At 59.3% G+C, this 17,545-nt stretch carries 16 protein-coding genes, 1 tRNA gene and 1 pseudogene; 5 read left to right on the forward strand and 13 right to left on the reverse strand.

Going from position 1 to position 17,545, the window contains the following annotated elements; translation table 11 throughout:
• Window positions 1-2: 2 nt before the first annotated feature.
• The 8 genes and pseudogenes from M017_RS0106350 to M017_RS0106385 all read right to left on the reverse strand — a co-directional run bounded on the left by M017_RS0106350 (window position 3) and on the right by M017_RS0106385 (window position 7,073).
• Window positions 3-1,292, reverse strand: coding sequence for a YeiH family protein (locus tag M017_RS0106350; RefSeq protein WP_035957698.1), 1,290 nt, complete (start codon window positions 1,290-1,292; stop codon window positions 3-5).
• An 806-nt stretch (window positions 1,293-2,098) separates the two neighbouring features.
• A pseudogene (locus M017_RS30635) lies at window positions 2,099-2,370 on the reverse strand (helix-turn-helix domain-containing protein).
• Entirely contained in the window at window positions 2,367-2,462 is a 96-nt protein-coding gene (locus M017_RS30640) for a type II toxin-antitoxin system RelE/ParE family toxin (RefSeq protein WP_155121512.1), read from the reverse strand. Before M017_RS30640 ends, M017_RS30635 begins: the two are co-directional and overlap by 4 nt.
• A gap of 339 nt (window positions 2,463-2,801) precedes the next feature.
• Window positions 2,802-2,876 (reverse strand) — tRNA-Cys (locus M017_RS0106365).
• A gap of 34 nt (window positions 2,877-2,910) precedes the next feature.
• On the reverse strand, window positions 2,911-4,914 hold the full coding sequence (locus M017_RS0106370; RefSeq protein ID WP_031496673.1) for a M56 family metallopeptidase: 2,004 nt from the start codon (window positions 4,912-4,914) through the stop codon (window positions 2,911-2,913).
• On the reverse strand, window positions 4,911-5,291 hold the full coding sequence (locus tag M017_RS0106375) for a BlaI/MecI/CopY family transcriptional regulator (RefSeq protein WP_031496674.1): 381 nt from the start codon (window positions 5,289-5,291) through the stop codon (window positions 4,911-4,913). Before M017_RS0106375 ends, M017_RS0106370 begins: the two co-directional genes overlap by 4 nt.
• Window positions 5,292-5,343: 52 nt before the next feature.
• Entirely contained in the window at window positions 5,344-6,423 is a 1,080-nt protein-coding gene (locus tag M017_RS0106380; protein WP_031496675.1) for a glycosyltransferase family protein, read from the reverse strand.
• Window positions 6,420-7,073 carry a YggS family pyridoxal phosphate-dependent enzyme gene (locus M017_RS0106385; RefSeq protein ID WP_031496676.1) on the reverse strand — a complete coding sequence of 218 codons (654 nt, stop codon included), beginning with the start codon at window positions 7,071-7,073 and terminating at the stop codon, window positions 6,420-6,422. The genes M017_RS0106380 and M017_RS0106385 overlap by 4 nt, the downstream gene beginning before the upstream one ends.
• A gap of 15 nt (window positions 7,074-7,088) precedes the next feature.
• On the opposite strand from M017_RS0106385, the gene M017_RS0106390 reads away from it, so the two are divergent.
• From M017_RS0106390 to M017_RS0106410, 5 genes are read left to right on the forward strand one after another with little or no spacing between them, the layout of a single operon-like run.
• Window positions 7,089-8,582, forward strand: coding sequence for a hypothetical protein (locus tag M017_RS0106390; protein WP_155121281.1), 1,494 nt, complete (start codon window positions 7,089-7,091; stop codon window positions 8,580-8,582).
• A gap of 17 nt (window positions 8,583-8,599) precedes the next feature.
• Window positions 8,600-9,463 carry a hypothetical protein gene (locus M017_RS30165; RefSeq protein WP_031496678.1) on the forward strand — a complete coding sequence of 288 codons (864 nt, stop codon included), beginning with the start codon at window positions 8,600-8,602 and terminating at the stop codon, window positions 9,461-9,463.
• Window positions 9,456-10,193 carry a 3-ketoacyl-ACP reductase gene (locus M017_RS0106400; RefSeq protein ID WP_031496680.1) on the forward strand — a complete coding sequence of 246 codons (738 nt, stop codon included), beginning with the start codon at window positions 9,456-9,458 and terminating at the stop codon, window positions 10,191-10,193. The genes M017_RS30165 and M017_RS0106400 overlap by 8 nt, the downstream gene beginning before the upstream one ends.
• Window positions 10,194-10,210: 17 nt before the next feature.
• Window positions 10,211-11,485, forward strand: a complete 1,275-nt coding sequence (locus M017_RS0106405) for an MFS transporter (protein ID WP_031496681.1) — start codon at window positions 10,211-10,213, stop codon at window positions 11,483-11,485.
• Complete coding sequence (locus tag M017_RS0106410) at window positions 11,448-12,881, forward strand: oxidoreductase (RefSeq protein WP_031496682.1); 1,434 nt, start codon at window positions 11,448-11,450, stop codon at window positions 12,879-12,881. The genes M017_RS0106405 and M017_RS0106410 overlap by 38 nt, the downstream gene beginning before the upstream one ends.
• On the opposite strand, the gene M017_RS0106415 is transcribed toward M017_RS0106410, so the two are convergent.
• The 5 genes from M017_RS0106415 to acpP all read right to left on the reverse strand — a co-directional run bounded on the left by M017_RS0106415 (window position 12,838) and on the right by acpP (window position 17,476).
• A complete protein-coding gene (locus M017_RS0106415; RefSeq protein WP_031496684.1) occupies window positions 12,838-14,103 on the reverse strand; it encodes a hypothetical protein in 1,266 nt (421 codons plus the stop codon). The two genes, M017_RS0106410 and M017_RS0106415, sit on opposite strands and share 44 nt — an antisense overlap.
• 252 nt (window positions 14,104-14,355) lie before the next feature.
• Entirely contained in the window at window positions 14,356-15,225 is an 870-nt protein-coding gene (locus M017_RS0106425; protein WP_031496686.1) for an electron transfer flavoprotein subunit alpha/FixB family protein, read from the reverse strand.
• A complete protein-coding gene (locus M017_RS0106430; RefSeq protein ID WP_031496687.1) occupies window positions 15,222-15,980 on the reverse strand; it encodes an electron transfer flavoprotein subunit beta/FixA family protein in 759 nt (252 codons plus the stop codon). Before M017_RS0106430 ends, M017_RS0106425 begins: the two co-directional genes overlap by 4 nt.
• A 2-nt stretch (window positions 15,981-15,982) precedes the next feature.
• Window positions 15,983-17,224: a beta-ketoacyl-ACP synthase II gene (gene fabF / locus M017_RS0106435; protein WP_031496688.1), complete on the reverse strand. Its 1,242-nt coding sequence runs from the start codon at window positions 17,222-17,224 to the stop codon at window positions 15,983-15,985.
• Between the two features lie 15 nt (window positions 17,225-17,239).
• Window positions 17,240-17,476, reverse strand: a complete 237-nt coding sequence (gene acpP / locus M017_RS0106440; RefSeq protein WP_031496690.1) for an acyl carrier protein — start codon at window positions 17,474-17,476, stop codon at window positions 17,240-17,242.
• Window positions 17,477-17,545: the final 69 nt, after the last annotated feature.

Here is a 17,545-nt window from a genome sequence, read left to right on the forward strand (position 1 = left end):
CGCTAGACCTGCGGCACTTCAAAAAAGATGCCGCCAAACACCAGCCAGGCCAGGATCAAGGTCCAGACAACATTGAAGGCTTGGGCGCCGAGGAAGGCCCAGAAGGGACGGCCTTCTTCCATCGTGAGCAAGTCGGTGAATTTCGTCTCGAGGCCGATCGAGACAAAGGCCATCGCAAACCAGATATTCCGCAGGTTTGTGATGATTGGCTTCGTCGTCTTGACCAGCGCGGGCTCTAAGGCAAATGAGAAGATCAGCGAGGCGGTGATGAAGCCAAGAACGAACTTCGGAAAGCGGTTCCAGATCACAATCGCGCTGGTTCCTTTGCCTGCCGCCGACTTCCGCGCGCTCCACCAGATCGAGAGCAGGAAGGCGGCCAGGCCAAGCAGCACGTTCTGTGAGAATTTGACGATGGTCCCGATCTTCGCTGCCGTCTCGCTGATCAACTCGCCCGCAGCCACAACGGAACCGGTAGTATCAAGAGTCCCGCCCAGCCAGGCCCCGGCCACCACGTCCGGCATTCCAAAGGCACGGATCAAATAAGGCTGGATGACGATCATCGGCACAGCCACAATCAGGACGATCGAGGTGACATAGCTCAGCTTTTTGCGGTCGCCTTCGATCGCACCGCAGGCGGCAATCGCGGCCGAGACACCGCAAATGGAAACAGCCGTCGAAAGCATGGTGGCAAACTCGTCATCGAGCTTCATCTTCTTGCAGAGCCAAAAGCTGAAATACCAGACGACCAGCACAACCAGAATCGATTGGAAGATCCCCAGCGCGCCAGCGGCCAGGATATCGGCAAAGAGGATGGTGGCGCCCATCAGGATGAGTCCGGTCTTGATGTAGAACTCGGTGCGCACAGCAGGCTGCAACCATTCCGGAGTACCAATGACATTACTAAACAACAGGCCAATCGCCAGCGCAAAAATCACCGACTCGATCCCCCAGTGGCTGGCAATCGAGTTCCCCGCAAAAAGCTGAGCGGCTAAGCCGAGAGCGAATACGAAAGGGAAGGCCAGCAATTGTTTCGAGACGCGCTCGCGCATGATGAACATGCCGAGGCAGGTGAGCAAGCCGATCACAACTGCGATTCCGGCCCAGCCAAGGAGCCAATTGGCGGTCATCAGAGAGGGTAGGTCGAGCAGGGAGCCCCACTTGAGCCCCGGGGTCTTCGGGCGGTAGCCGCCCACGATCGCAATAAGGCTGATCAAACCAATCCAGACCGTCGTCCAATCTTCGAGACTCCACCAGGGGCGGACAGGATTGGGTTGAGTGGAGTGGCTAGCCATATCTCAAGACATGGTATCGGATGAAGCTGCAAGCATGCGATGCAGCACCGAGATAAGCTGTAGGATCGCAATTGTGACCTGACGCTGGTCAGGCGATGCAATCGAGACCGATCTGTCTTTAGGCTAAAGGATTCAACCCGATGCGTACAAACGGAGTCTTCCAGTTTGTCGCCTGTCTGCTGTTATTGCTGGCGATTGATGCTTCTGCTCAGTTTTACATTGGCCCCCGAGGCGGCTGCTACACCTTGGGATCCGGCGGGCGAAAGCGATATGTCGATCGCAGCTATTGCGCCCCTCTAGCACCTAAAACTCCAGGGCTCGTCACACAGACGTCGCGCGTAGCGTCGGGAAACACCGGATATCTGCGTGGGCCTCGTGGCGGTTGCTACACTCTCTCGCCATCGGGCTCCAAGCGCTACGTGAGCAGGGAGAAGTGCAATTGAATTGAAGGAAATCGTATGAAAAGCAACAGAGTTTAGGTTGTCACGTGTCTACCGTTCAGTCCTTCGCTAAAAAAAAATCCAGACGCAGCCGGTGATGAACACTCCACTCAGCTCGGAGCCACCGGAGCGCCGCTCTATCCTTCAAACGCCACGACCAGCACAGCGAAGCTATCAATATATTCTCGCCCGCGAGAACTGTTACACACGATCGCCGGCCGGCTCAAAGCAGTATATCGACAAAAGGAATTGCGGATCGATTTCAAAATTGGAGTTGGAGGGAAGGAAGAAGGCTCACAAGCAGGGGCTCTGTCCGTAGGCGCGAACGGGAGTCGAAGCGATACATAAAGGTCTTGCAAACAGTCCTCAAACCAACTCAAGCCGGATCTGGCCGCCCACAGCCGTAGCAGCCTTTTGCAGAGTGCTAAGTGTCACCGCATCATTGTCCGGGTCAAGCAGGCGATCCAGTGAGGCGCGGCTCGTGTGCATGCGCTTTGCCATCTTAGCCTTGGAGACATTCTGCTCTTTCATCGCAGCTTCTACCTGGCGCGCTTAATTGCCGTCGCAGTGCTTTCCTCATAGATGCCCTCCTCGCGGAGCCAGCTATCGAAAGACGACCCGATGTTTTTCTTCTTCATCGTGGTTCTCCTTTCATTCGTTTCAGTGCCAGATCAATGTCAGCCTTGGGTGTCTTTTGCGCTTTCTTGACGAACGCATGGAGCAGAACCATTTGCCAGGCGGCCACACAAAGCCGGTTGTTGGCCAAATTCTAAGGGAGGTGCGAAGGTTGTGGACGGCCGTTGGCGGCGTAGCATCGGCTCGCAGGCAAGAAGGCTCCACAGCAGGACAGCAATGGCAAAAACGACGAGCAAATATGCCACCCACCGCATCATCGGGCATCTGCTTTGCAAAGGTCACGACATGTCGCGACTTTTGTAGGAGGATGGCTCCCGTAGGAGGCGGTATTTGCCGTAGCGACGGTTTAGGGCTACTCGGTGATTGTAGGGGGTGGGACGGCTCGCAAGCCGCCAAAACAGAAGAACTTCTGTCTTTAGGATTCGAAGTATTTTGGAGGCGCGAACCGGAGTCGAACCGGTGCATAAAGGTTTTGCAGACCTCTGCCTTACCACTTGGCTACCGCGCCTCACCGCGATACTTCACCTATTACGTTAGCGTTCTCAGAGGGCTGCCGTCAAACGCCGTTCTGCAATCCCTCGCAGAACTTCTTCCCGCTCCTTCGTCGAATGCAGTTCCCGGGCCACTTCGCCGATCTCGTCGAGCGCCTTTCCATCCCCCCGAAATGTGATCGCCAGCTCCAGCAGCAGCTCCGCTTGTGTCTCCTGCGACGGGAGTCCCCGCAGCAATTTCAGGATCGAACCGAGATTCGCGGCCACCCCCTCCCGGCGGCGCATCGAGGCCACCAGCACGCGGCTCCGCTGCGCATCGGAATGCACCGTCGCCGCCGTGTCGAAATACGCGCCCGGCAGAGGCCCCTTTGCCTCACTCGCCGTATACACCAGCAGATTCCCCTTGGCGTCATCGGACTCGAGCAACTCCACCGAGTGCAGAAAGCGCAACAACGCGCCATCCCCCCGGAGCCCCCGCATCAGCACCCGCTCGAGGAGCGCCTGCCGGTCTTCATTCGAGTGGATGCTATCCACCAAGGCCATGGCCTGTGGCTCCAGACCGCTGTCAAAGAAGCCGGTCCGCTCGAGGAAGCGCCGCTTCTCAGAATCTGACCCCATGTCACGGGCCACTTTCAGAATCTTCTGGAGTTGCAACTCATTCGGCTTCGAACGCAGCATGAGTTCTTCAAGATAGGCTCGCTTCACATCTTCGCGGCCAATGGTCCGGATGTCGTCAATTGCTTCTGAGACGCCCGACTGCGCCAGCAGACGCGTCACCCGTTCCGGAATATTTTGCCCCTGCTCCCGCACCCACGGCTGCAGGACCTTGGCTAGATAGCGCTCCGCCTCTCCGTCCCAGCTATGCTCCCGGCCATCGACGAAATAGCGCCGCGAGATCCGGCCGTCTGCATCGGGTTCCAGCTCCACCTTTCGGGTTTGCCAACCATCGGATTGCTCCATCAGGATCTTGGCGCCGGGCGACATCCATTCCACATCCTGATCGTCAGCGCGATAGCGCGCTTCCCCCCGCACCTTCACCACTCTGCGCTTGTTTCCGTTCGTTTCCAGCATGCGCGAGGAGTAATACTCCGACCCGAAGAAGCGGCTGAAGGCCGTGCCTTGAGAGACGGCAAACAGCAAGGTCAGCACAGCAGCCAACAGCAGCAATCCCGAAACCTGCGGCATGCGATTGCGGGTACGGTCCAGCAGCGTTTCCAGACGCTGGAAGATCTCTTTGGGCTTTCCGGCGCCCGTTGCCAGTAAGGGCAGCCCAGAGCCGGAACCCAGTTCCGCGACACGGGCCAGCGACTTCGCATAAGGCGCGGTGTCGGCTGTATGGGCCACCACCCAGTCGTCACAAGCAATCTCGCGTTCCCGCTCAATCTGCCGTCCAATGAAGTACACCGCGGGTTGGAAGAAGAAGATCGCGCGCAGGATCCGTTCGCCAAGCGCCATCCAATCGTCGCGGCGCAGCAGGTGCACGCACTCGTGGAGCAGAACAAGGCGGAGTTCCTCCGCAGACAGGCCCGCCATCATGGCGCGCGGAATGAGAATCACCGGATGCCGGTAGCCCAGCGCCATCGGCATGCCCACCCGGTCGGAGAGTTGCACGGTAACGGAACGCCGCAACGGGACCGGCAGTTCCAGTTCCGTGAGAATCGACTTCCGCTTCAGCCTGCGAACCATCCAGTAGCCGCAAACGAGGCGAAGCAGTTGAACGAAACCGAGCACAACAGCAGCAAAGAGCAGGAGCTTCGATTCATGCTCTTCCACCTCCACCTGCGGCGTCCGGACCACAGACTCGATCGGAAGTTTCGGCAGGGGAGTCTCCGCACCGCGCGCAAGGGAAGCAGCGGGAACAGCCTGCTCAAATACCGGCAGAGGAATGCGTTGCAGCAGGGGCAGCAAGATCACCACCAGCAGGGTCAACTGCCAGATACTCGCCTTGGTGGCCGCGCTCACACGAGGAAGATCCCGTAGCACCAGCCAGACCAGCAGCGTCAGGACAATCCCTTGCCACCATCCATTGAAAAAACCTTCGAGAAAGATGCTCATGATTCCGCCTCTCCGATCATGGTTTTGAGCCGGCGCAGTTCGTCGGCATCGAGTCTTTCGTTTTTGAGTACATTCAACACCAGTTGCTCCGCCGAATTCTCAAAGAAGCGGCTCAGCAACTGCCGGAGCGCGCTCTTCTGCGCCTGCTCCCTCTGGACTTTCGGCACATAGAGAAAGGCGCGGCCATCCTTCTTGTGCCGGACATAGCCCTTCTCTTCGAGAATGCGCAAGGTGGTCAGTACGGTATTGTAAGCAAGCGGCGGCTCCGAGGAAAGGCCTTCCAGCACATCGTTCACCGTCGCGCTGCCGCGCGTCCATAGGACATTCATCAGCCGCAATTCGGCTTCCGTGAGGGTAGTTGATTTCTTCCGCGCCATGGAACTCTTAAAGAATTAATAGCACCGGAGGCGCAAATGGTCAACTAAAGAATTAAGTGTTGGCGCGCAGGAGCTCTGCGATTTGGGCCGCCACGCGCTCCACGTGATGAAACTGCCGGGTGTGGAGGACCGCATGGCGCCCAATGGCGCGCCGTGCTTCGGGTTGGAGCGCGAGCCAGGCGACAAAGTGTTCGAGTTGCGCCCGTTCGGGCGGGCCGGGGTCGATTTGGATGGCGGCAGCCTCGGGAATATCGCGGGTTTCAAGGCTGCGTGTCAGCAAAGCTGGCTTGCCGATCCCCATCAGCCGCGTCGCGATTCCGGAGGACTCGCCTGCCAGCGGCCAACGCAGATTGATCACGGCATCGATCGCATGCGCCTGCAACCACCACTCGTCTTCGCTCAGATAAGGGCGGCGCAGGATGTGGGATGTCCGCAGCCGTGGCGCCAACGCCCGCTCGAGATCGGGGCCAACAAAGTCTCCCTGCACGAGAAGCCTGATTTTCAGACCTTTTACGACCAAAAGCTCAAAAGCGGACAGGATCGTATCGATGCGTTTCGATTCGCGCAGATGCCCGAGCACGGCAAACAGGCACTCGTCCCTGGTGACTCCCAACACTTGCTCGCGATACTGTTCAATCTCGCCGTAGCAGTGATCGCGCGGAGGCTCAAAGAGGTGCGGCACCAGCGCCACTTTCGCGGCGGGGGCATGATGGCGCACCGCAGCCTCGGCGGCGGCGTTGTGGACAATCGTGAGCTTCGCGCGCTCCACCAGGCGGCGGAGCAGGGGACGGGCAAAGTATTTTGCGTCGGCGGCGCTGCCGGCCCGCGCTTCCCAGTAGCGCAACGCCGTTTGGCGAAACCACTCGCCGTAGTTGTAGACAAACTCTTCGATGTATTCATCCCGTTTCAACTTGCCGAGCAGCAAGTGATGCAGGCAGGCATCGTGCAGCAGAACAATGCCGGGCCTCGCGAGGGCTTGCTGGTAAATCTCCCAGTGCAGGCCGTTATTGCCGATCTGGTAGAGGTCGCCGCCTTCCTCATAGAGCGGCGCGAGATGCCGCAATAGCGTGGCGGCATATTGGGCGACGCCGGTTTTCGCAGGAGGCAGCGGCGCGTGGTAGCCGAGCTTCATTGCGGCTTCTGGCGCTTCCCGAAAAGCGCCGTGCCCACGCGCACGATAGTGGAACCTTCCTCAATGGCCACTTCCAGATCGTTCGACATGCCCATCGAGAGCTTCGGCAGCTTGTACTGTTCCGCCAGTTTGCGCAGTTGGATGAAGTAGGGGCGCGCCGTCTCAGGGTTCTCGTCCCAAGGGGGCATCGTCATCAAACCGCTGAGCTTCAGATTCGGAAGCGCGGCAATCGCGTCGATCAGCGCAGGCAGGTCGGCGGGTGCGCAGCCGTGTTTCGAGGCTTCCTCTGAGAGCTTCACTTCAATGAAGACTTCCTTCTCGCCGTTCAGACGAGCCGCGATCTTTGGTGAATCGATGGTGTGGATGCAACAAAACAGCTCAGAAGCCTTCTTTGTCTTGTTCGACTGGAGATGGCCGATCAGGTGGAAACGCGCGTCCGTGAGGTGCTGGACCAGCGGATACTTGCCCTCAAACTCCTGCACATAGTTCTCGCCGAAGTCGCGTAGACCCAGCGCATAGGCTTCGAGAATGACCTCGGCGGGGAAAATCTTGGTGACAGCAAGCAGCAGCACCTCGTCGCGCTTGCGGCCCGCGCGCTGGCAGGCCAGGGTGAGGCGTTCTTCAACGGTGGAGAGTCGATCCTGGAGCACTACCCAAAGTTTGGCATGGAGCGTGCACAAACATCGGGCATGATTCCGGAACGGATCGCCGAGGCAATTGGAAACTTCATTGCAAGTTGCGAGAGTCCGGCTCTCCTTGCCCCCGGAGAGAAGCCGCTGGCGCTCGCGCGCGATTGTTTTCGCGTCGATATCACCGCCCGTGGCACATGGCTCGAGGCCTGGGATGGGAGCCGGGTGTGGTCGCGCAAGATCCTCAGCGCAGGTGTGCCGATCCGGAAGAGTCTGGAGCTCGAAGCGTTTCGATTTGGGAAAAAGAAAGCGGCGGTTCGGCTGGTGGACGTCGCCGATGCGCGCACCGCGGTGGCAATCGAGAAAACTGGCCGCTCTGCGTTCCGGGAGCAGTTCCGCCTATTTCTGAATCGCAACTTCGGGAACTGGCGCTGGGAGACCTTTCGCAGTGAGGCGAAGCTCGAGGCGTCGCTGTCACCCGTGTTTCCGACTGCGCTCTTGACGCGAGGAACGGAAGCCGTCGCCGCACTCGCGGCGCCCGATCGCGACACCAGCTTTCATGCGCTGACTTTCGCGCTCGTGTGGCTCGACTGGGTGCAGCGCCATCACGGCGAGATTGCGGCGAGCCGTCTACTGCTCTATCTACCTGAAAAATATGCAAGACCGGTGGTCTTGCTGGCTCGGAATCTCCATCCACGGCTGCGGGTGGAGATCTGGCTGTATGCAGCGAACGGCGACGAGTATCTGTTGGACCCGGCAAACTCCGGCAATCTCGAAACGACACTCTTGCCGCGCTATTCCCGGTTGGGGGGACCGGCCTGGTGGGTGTATCTGCTCGGACGCTATCCGGAAGTGGACACCACCGAGGAGAGCGACGGAAGCCTGTCCTACCGGATTCGCGGGCTGGAGATTGGGCGCCTGCGCAGCCCTTCTGGCAATCAGTTGCCGCTTCTCGAATTCGGAGTGCCCAGACGGAAAAAGGCGACAGAGCGCGATGCCCCGGAGATTGTGCGGCAGATCGAGGAAGTCCTGACCCTGCGCCAAGCCGGAGCCAGCAACCAAACGAACCCAATTTACCGGAACGAACCGGAACGATGGCTGGAGGCGGAGGTGCGCCGCCATCTGACTGAAATCGATGCCTGCCTCCAGCCGGATTGGATCTACGGGCAGGCGCTCGGATCGCTGCAGGGCGAGCGTAGCGCCGTCGATCTGCTGGGAATCGACCTCGAGGGCCGTCTGGCGATCCTCGAATTGAAGGCGAGCGAGGATATCCATCTGCCCTTGCAGGCTTTTGATTACTGGCTACGGGTGCGTCACCACCTCGATCACGGAGATTTTCCAGGCTCTGGGTACTTTCCCGGGCTGGAGCTCAGCAGAAACGCTCCCCGCGTGTTTTTAGTCTCACCATCACTCCACTTTCATCCGATGACAGATGCAGTGCTGCAGTGGCTGCCAACCGAGTGTTCGATACTACGTGTGGGGTTAAATGGGCAGTGGCGGCAACGGCTGGACGCTGTACTACGTATGTAAAATTAGGGGTGAGTAACATGAGTTTTCTTCCACAGTTGCGTAAGGCCATCTCGACCTTGAATCCGAGTGAAGTCCGGTCGACCGCCGAGCAGCCGGTGGCGATTCATCTCATTGCCTCCCAGGCCTCGAGCTATACGGCGATGGCCGATTGGCTGCTGCCGCCGGGCATTTCTCCGGCCAAGCGAACCGAAGCCTCGCAGATGATTTATCTGGCTGGCGAGCTGAACAAGCCGCCGCAGTTTGATGTCGAGATCTACGCTGAGGACGCCATTGCTCCGGCCGATGCCTTTATTTTCCGCCGTGATGACCCGAAGAAAGTGGTGCGGCAGATCCTCGACAAGCACGAGCAGTTGGGCCTGCCTCTCGCCCGGCTCTTCCAGCCCTTCCGGGAAGAAGTCTGCACCCGTCTGATCCACAAAGTTTCGCTGGAGAATGCCGGCTTTGCACTCGCCACCGCGTTGCCCAACATCGCGCCGATCCTCGGATTGACCTGGGCGGTAGGCGAATTTGCTTCCGATTCCGTCATTCTGACCATGAATCAGATCCGGTTGACCTTCCTGCTGGGTGCGGCAAACGATCACCGGGTGGGTTATGGCGAGCAACGGACCGAAATCGGCTCGATCATTGCCGGCGCCTTCGGCTGGCGCGCCGTAGCACGCGAACTGGTGGGAAAGATTCCGATGGGCGGTGGGCTCATTCCCAAAGCGGCAGTAGCTTATGCCGGTACTTTTGTTGTCGGCAAGAGTCTTGAGAGATACTACCGATTGGGCTACAAATACACGCGCGGCGAACGCCGCGCGGCGTACGAAGAAGCATTCGAGAAGGGCAAAGTCATCGCTGGCGGCATTCTCGATCGCATCAAATCCCGCAAGAGTGCATAAACAAATCGCTGTCGTCACGGGCGCAAGCCGTGGCATTGGGCGCGGCATCGCGCAGGAACTTTCAAAAACACACCAGGTGATTGCCACCTATCGTGGCAATCGGGAAGCAGCGGAGAGCCTCCGGGCAGAAACCGGAGCCGAAATTCTCCAGAGCGACATTTCCTCTGCCGCTGATCGCGCGGCTCTGGTCGCCTTTGCCGAGCAAAAATTTGGTGGCATCGATCTCTTAGTGAACAATGCCGGAATCGCCCCGCGCGAGCGCCGGGATCTTCTCGATGCGACCGAGGAGAGCTTCGATGAGCTGGTGGGCACCAACCTCAAGGGGCCGCACTTTCTCACCCAAGCCGTTGCCCGCCAGATGGTGGAACGCCGCTCCGGGCGGATCGTCTTTGTCACCTCGCTCTCGGCCTATGCCACCAGCCTGAATCGCTCCGATTACTGCATGAGCAAGGCAGCCCTATCGATGTGCGCCCAAACCTATGCGGCGCGCCTGGCCCCGGAAGGCGTTCTGGTTTTCGAGATCCAGCCAGGCATCATCCGGACCGACATGATCTCGAAGGTCGAGTCGGTGTACGAGGAAAAGATTGCCGCCGGCCTGCTGCCACAGAGGCGCATGGGCGAGGCCTCAGACATCGCAAAAGCAGTGCGCGCCATCGCCGACGGACTGCTCGACTACTGTGCCGGACAGAAGCTGAATGTCGATGGCGGTTTTCACCTGCGCACGCTGTGATACCTTAAACTTTTCCAATGGCTCAAGATACTGCGCAGAAAAGCTTTTACGGCTGGTGGATTGTCGCTCTCGCCTTCCTGACCTTCGGCATTTCGGTGGGGATTCCCTACTACGGCATGCCGTTCTTCTACGACTACTACGAAAAGACTTTCGGGTGGAGCCGCAAGGACATCACGCTCGGCTTTCCAATTGCCGCCACCCTCACCCTCTGGGTGGGGCCGCTGCTGGTGCATCGCTTTAGTCCGCGCAAGCTGCTGATCGCCGGTACCGGGCTGACAGGCCTTGCCTTTGTTGGCTTTGGCACCATGGGCAGTTCGATCTACGTTTATTGGTCCTTCTGGGTGCTATACACGGTGGGCTACATCTTTTCGGGCCCGATTGTCCATCAGGTGATTGTGAGCCAGTGGTTCCGCACCAACCGTGGCAAGGCGATGGCGGTGGTGTATCTGGGCGTTGGCGTGTTTGCGGCTATCTCGCAGAAGTTGATTGCCAAGCCGCTTACAGAGAACTTCGGCTTCCAGCAGGCGCTGGTGGTCATCGGTTGCCTGATGTTGCTGGTTTGGCCGCTCGCCTATTTCGGCATCAAGGACAAGCCGGCGGAGTTGGGCCAGTTTCCGGACGGGGCCGCACAAGCGGCATCCGATCAGAAGGTTGCGCCGAAGAGCTTCCGCTATCTGCTGGGACAACGCTCCTTCTGGCTCCTGCTGGTGGGCAGTTGCTGTTCGATTGGCGCCATCGGTTCGGTCAACCAGCACATGAAGTTCATCTTCAAGGAACAGGGCTTCAGCACGCAGGCGCTGCTGAATGAGACGAGCGCGAACGCGTTGTTCATCATCTCCTTGAGCTCGGTGGCCGGGCGCATGGTGATGGGCTACATGGCCGACCGCTTCCAGAAGAAAGTCGTCATGCTCATCACCTACTTCATCGTTGCCGGCACCATTCCGCTGCTGTTGCTGGTGCGGCCGGAGCAGGAATTCAGCGTCTATCTGTTCTCGATCCTGTTCGGCTTTGGCATGGGCGCCGACTACATGATGATTCCGTTGATGGCGGCAGATCGCTTTGGAGTGAACTCGCTGTTCCGGGCCATGGCAATCATCCTGCCGACAGACACGATTGGGCAAACCTGGTTCCCTTACGGCGTGGCGTGGCTGCGCGAGAACTACGGCGATTATGGTGTAGCCTTAAACGTGGTGTTCGTGATGGCGGCCATTGGTGCAATCGCAATTGCATTGCTCCCCGGACACAAGAAGGAAAATGAGGTACTTCCAATACAAGACGCTCAGCGAGCTTGAAGCTGAAGCGGCGCAGCTCGGCTGCCGAAATACGGCGTTTGTCCACGACAAATCCCGTGTTTCTGAAATTCTCGCCCGTAAAGTTACCGTTGCTGGCCGCGAGATCGGCAACAGCATGTGCATCCATCCGATGGAAGGATGCGACGCAGAGCTGGATGGCACTCCCGGAGAACTGACCGTTCGCCGCTACCAGCGCTTTGCCGAAGGCGGCGCGAAGCTCGTGTGGTTTGAGGCCACTGCGATTCGCAGCGACGGGCGCGCCAACGCGCGGCAGTTGTGGATCACCCGCGAGAACGTTGCGTCTTATCGCAGCATTCTGTCGGAGATCGAAAAGCGCCACAAGGCCACCTGGGGCACGGTGGATGATCTACTCGTGCCGATGCAGTTGACCCATTCCGGCCGTTACTCGTTCCCGCACAAGACCATCGCCTATCACAATCCGCTGATCGACCAGAAGTCGAACACGCCAGCGGACCATCCTGTCATCAGCGACGACGAACTGGAGCGCATGGAGGACGACTACGTCGCCGGCGCGGCCTTGGCCAAAGAGGCCGGCTTCACCTCGCTCGACATGAAAGTGACCCACGGCTATCTGCTTTCAGAGCTGATGGGGGCGAAGCTTCGCGAAGGCCGCTATGGCGGCAGCATCGAGAACCGGACCCGCTTTGCGGTCAACGTCCTTGGCAAGCTGCGCGCCAAGTTTGGCAATCATTTCACGATGACCATGCGCCTGGGCTGCTTTGATAGCGTGCCCTATGTGAAGGATGCCGCGCAAGGCAATATCGGAGTGCCGCTTCCTTACCCCTTGCCCTATCCACACGGCTTTGGCGTCAACCGCGAAGACCCGCTGCAGGAAGATCTGGCCGACGTCAAAGACGCGATCACGATCTACCAGAAGGCGGGTATCGACCTGCTGAATGTCTCGATCGGCTGCCCCTACTACAACCCGCATGTGGGCCGTCCTTTTGAGAAGCCGGACGATGGCAACTACGAGATGCCGGAGCACCCGCTGCTTGGCGTTGAGCGGCACTTCCGCATTGCCGGCGAGTTGCAGCGTAGCTTTCCCGGCCTGCCGATGGTGGGCACCGGCTATAGCTGGTTGCAGATCTATGCGCCCAATGCAGCGGCGGCCAACATCGAGAAAGGCAATATCGCCTTCTTTGGCTATGGCCGGGGCGCGCTCGCCTATCCGCACTTTGCCAAGGACATTCTTGAAAAGGGCGAACTCGATGCGAAGCAGGTTTGCCGCACTGTGACCTTCTGCACCTGGCTGATGCGGCAGAAGCACAACGATCTGGGACAGTTCCCCAGCGGCTGCCCGCCCTACGACAAGGAAGTCTACGGCCCGATCATCAAGGAAGCACGCGAGTTACTTCGGATTCAGGCAGCAAAGTAACCAACCGGACATAAGCGGCCAGTGCCGGGTCTCCGGCACTGGCGAGCTCGGAAAGCTTCGCGGTATCGTTCTTTGCCCAGTCGGCAAAGGATCTGGCGCAGGCGAACCAAAGCTTGGGGTTCTCCTCCTGGAGTTGGCTGTAGGCGACAAAGTGTACCCACTCGCGCACCACGCGGTCTTCAAAGCGATTGCCTTTTAGCCGGGCGGCAAATTTCTGATAGATCGAGACCTTCGCCGTCAGGATCGGCCCGGTCGCCGGGGTTTCCTCCGGCTGAAACTGCTCAATCTCATGCAACATTCCCGTGACGCTGACGTCGTCAATCGGCGCCTGGGCCACCTTGTAGGTGAGCGGGAAACTGGTGATGCGATCAGCCTTGGTGCCCGGATCGACTGTAATCACGCGCGCCGCCTCATAGGGGAGCATGGGTACGCCGCCAATCTTGTCGGCCGTACGATTGAATTCTTCGAGGATGCCCTTGAACTCTTCGGCACGATTGTTGGCGCAGCGCATGCCAGACAAGTTGGTGGTGAGGAAGTTGCGATAGCTCGCCAGCAGCATCCGTCCGGAAGTCACCTGTCTGTCCTCTGCCACTTCGAGGATCGTGGAGTGGAGCCGCGTGAAACGGATGGCGTAGAGGAACTCGCGATCGGAACCGCTCGCTGTACTCAGCAAACGTGTCAGCCGGGGGACGAGCGCATTCTGCTCGACCGGCGGCAACCCGGCAAGCACTTCGATGGCCCGTCCCACCTCCACCGCTGAACGAATGTTGCGTAAGGCAAGCTGGAACTCCGCATCACCGGCCGCGCGAGCGTTGCGGTAGTAGTTTCTGGGGTCGTTGACTTCGGTCTGCTCACAGCTTGCGGGACGGGTGCGTTCGCGTTGGGGAAAGTCGAGAAGCGGGTTGGTCTTCGGATCGTAGTTGTCGCGATAGGCAGTCCAGGCAAGCACGGCAGTTGCCTGATCGTCGCCCGCCAACTGGTAGGCTTCCTCGGCAAGCGCGGTTGCCTGGCCACGGCTGAGCTTCGCTGACGGCATCAGAGCAACGATCACCGCAGCAGAGTAAGGGGCAGGCAGGGCACGCGCGAGAGACAGCCGGTATTCCATTTCTTTCGAGAGCGGTTCGGCTGTCGCGGCAAGTACGAGAAAGACCGCAAGAAGGGGCGCCATGCCGTCATAGTAACGAAAAGCGGCGCCGGCATCGAGGGTGTCTAGAAGCGGCAATTCACTTTTAAGAAGCTCGAGGGATCACCGCCTCCAAAGCCCGAAAACAGTACGAGCGCCGTACGGACATTCAATGGATGCTGCAAGGGAACGACGCCCGGCGAGAGGTACTCCACGGACTGCAATCCTGAAAGTGGATTCTCCGCAGCCTTGGGTTCGGGCCTATAGGTTTGCCACGACTTGCGGGAGTCGCCTCAACTGAAGGCAGGGCAAAGTCCCCCCAGCCGAGGCTGGGCCGGAAGGAGAGGACTTCTAGCTTTTGGCGGCCTTGATAGCTGCGGTGAGGGCGGGCACGACATCAAAGAGGTCGTCGCAGATGCCGTAGTCGGCCACCTCGAAGATCGGCGCGTTCGGGTCTTTGTTGATCGCAACGATGGTCTTGGAGCCCTTCATGCCAACCAGGTGCTGGATGGCGCCCGAGAGGCCGATCGCCAGATACAGCTTGGGCGTAACGGTCTGTCCGGAGCTCCCGACTTGCCGCTCCATCGGCAGCCAGCCGTTGTCGCAGATGGGCCGCGAAGCGGCGATTTCTGCACCGAGCACAGCGGCCAGATCTTCGATAAGGCTGAGATTCTCTTTCTCTTTGATGCCCCGGCCGACGCTGACAATGATCGGCGCGGCGCTGAGATCAACGGCGCGTTGCGCCTCGCGGTAGCGCTCTTCCGGCTTTTGCCGGGAAGTGCCTGCGGCAGGCAGCGTTTCTGTTGGTGCTTGCGCCTCTGCCGGGGCATAAGCTCCGGCCTGCAGGGAGAGGAAAATCGGCTTGCCGATCGGCTCCAGCTCGGCATTCAACTTGCCCTGGAAGAGCTGCCGGGTGGCAAAGAGCTTGGCGCCTTCGACACGCAGACGAATGACGTCGGAAATCAGCGCGCGGTCAAAACGCGTTGCCAGCTTCGGCGCAAAGTCGCGCACCTGGTAGGTGTGCGGAAACAGAATAAGGTCGAAGCTCTTCTCGCGAATGAGCTGCGCGAGAGAGTCCGTGTAATCATCGGCGGTGTAGTTGCGGTCGGGCTCGACCACATGAACCGGAAGCTGGAGCTTCGCACCAAGGTCCCGGGCAGCAGCGAGGGTTTCGAGCGAGATCTTCTGGCCGGCTTCGAGAACTGCAAGGATGCCGCTCATATCACCCGTACCTCGTTTTTCAACTTGTCGACCAATTCGGCGACCGTGTGCAACATCACCGTCTGCTTTGACTTCTGCGGCAGCATCACGCTGACTACCTGATAGGACGGCGTGTTCGCCACACCCAGATCGGCAGGGCTCAGCGACTTCACTTCTTTGGTCTTCGCGCGCTTGATGCCCATCAGCGTCGCGTAGCGCAGCTTCTTGATTCCTGATTGGATGGTGAGTACGGCAGGAAGCGGCATCGAGACATGTTGGAACCAGCCGTCTTCGAGTTCGCGTTTCACCCGTACCGTGGCGCCGTCGATTACCACTTCCATGATGATCGTCGCGTGGGGCAGGCCCAGCAATTCCGCCAGCACCACACCGACTTGGCCCGCGCCGACGTCGTCGGACTGCAAGCCGGTTAGCACCAGGTCTGGTGATTCGGCTTTGGCGGCAGCAGCGAGGAGCTTTGCCACCGAGAGCGTGTCCCAGTTGGCGATGTCTTCCACTTCAATGTGGATTGCCCGGTCTGCACCCTTGGCGAGTGCTTCCCGTATGGTGGAGGAGGCCCGGTCGGGGCCGGCACAAACGGCAATCACTTCACCACCGCCGGCGCTTTCCTTCAACTGCAGCGCTTCTTCAAGCGCATAGGCATCGGGCTCGTTGATTTCGTACTCGAGGCTCGACTCGTCTACCCATTTGCCATCGGTGGAGGCAATGAGTTGGGAGTCGCGAGCCGGCACTTGCTTGATCGCGACGAGGATCTTCATCTTTATTCAGCGTAGCGCTTGAAGATCAGGCAACCGTTGGTGCCGCCGAAGCCGAAGGAATTCGACAAGGCGAGATCGATCTTCATGGGGCGTGCCTGGTTGGGGATGAAATCGAGGTCGCAGCCTTCGGCGGGGTTGTCGAGATGCATCGTGGCGGGCGCGATCTGGTCGCGAATCGCCATCAGCGTAATGCCCGCTTCGAGCGCACCGGCGCCGCCCAACAAATGGCCGGTCATCGCCTTGGTGGAGCTGATTGGCACCTTGTAGGCATATTCACCGAGCGCGGCCTTGAAAGCTCTCGCTTCAATCACGTCGCCAGCAGGGGTCGAGGTGGCGTGGGCATTGATGTAATCGATTGCCGTCGGCTCAAGACCCGCATCCTTCAGAGCATTCAACATGACGCGGCGCGGGCCGTCGCCATCTTCGCTGGGGGAAGCCATGTGATAGGCGTCGCCCGACATTCCGTAACCGACAATCTCACCGAGAATCTTTGCGCCACGGGCCTTTGCCGTCTCCAGGTCCTCGAGCAAGAGAATGCCCGAGCCTTCGCCGATGACAAAGCCGTCGTGATCCCGGTCCCAGGGACGGGAGGCATGTTCGGGGTCGTCATTGCGGGTGGAGAGCGCCTTCATCGAGGCAAAGCCGGCAACGCACAGAGGCGTTACGGTCGCTTCGGCGCCACCGGCGATCATCGCATCGGCATAGCCGTGCTGGATGAGCCGGAAGGAGTCGCCAATAGCGTGTGCGCCAGTGGTGCAGGCAGTAGCGACTGCCGAATTCGGGCCTTTGGCGCCCGTACGGATGGAAACTTGACCGGAGGCAAGGTTCACGATGGAGGCTGGGATGAAGAACGGCGAAACACGGTCGGGGCCGCCTTTGAGCAGCTTTTCGTGTTCACGTTCGATCACCTCGAAGCCGCCGATACCGCTGCCGATGTAAACACCGACGCGTTCTGCGTTCTCGGGAGTGATCTTCAACCCGCTCATCGCAAGCGCCTCATCGGTGGCTGCGATCGCGAAATGCATAAAGCGCCCCATCTTCTTGACTTCTTTTTTGTCAATGAAGGAGGCTGGGTCAAAATCTTTGACTTCGCCGGCAATCCTACAGGCATGCTGGGAGGCATCAAAGCGGGTGATCGGCCCAATGCCGCTCTTTCCCGCCAGAATGGACTTCCAGACTGCTTCCGTTTGATTTCCGACGGAGCAAATTAACCCAATACCAGTGACTACGACACGGCGTGGCAAGGGATGGGGACCAGTCTATTTCTTCTTTTTGGTTTCGATGTAATCGATCGCGGCTTTGACGGTGGTCAGTTTCTCCGCGTCTTCGTCCGGCACGTCGATGCCGAAAGCCTCTTCAAAGGCCATGACCAACTCCACGATGTCGAGCGAATCCGCGCCAAGGTCATCAACGAAACTGGCAGTGTCGTCGACCTGAGCCTCGTCCACGCCAAGCTGCTCAACAATAATCTGTTTTACTTTTTCACGTACGTCCATTGGGTTCGTCTCGATTCTAGCAGAGCTATGCCGTCGGAATGGGAGCAAATCGCAGTACCCGGCCAACCG

The organism is Bryobacter aggregatus MPL3 (assembly GCF_000702445.1).
Classification (GTDB): domain Bacteria; phylum Acidobacteriota; class Terriglobia; order Bryobacterales; family Bryobacteraceae; genus Bryobacter; species Bryobacter aggregatus.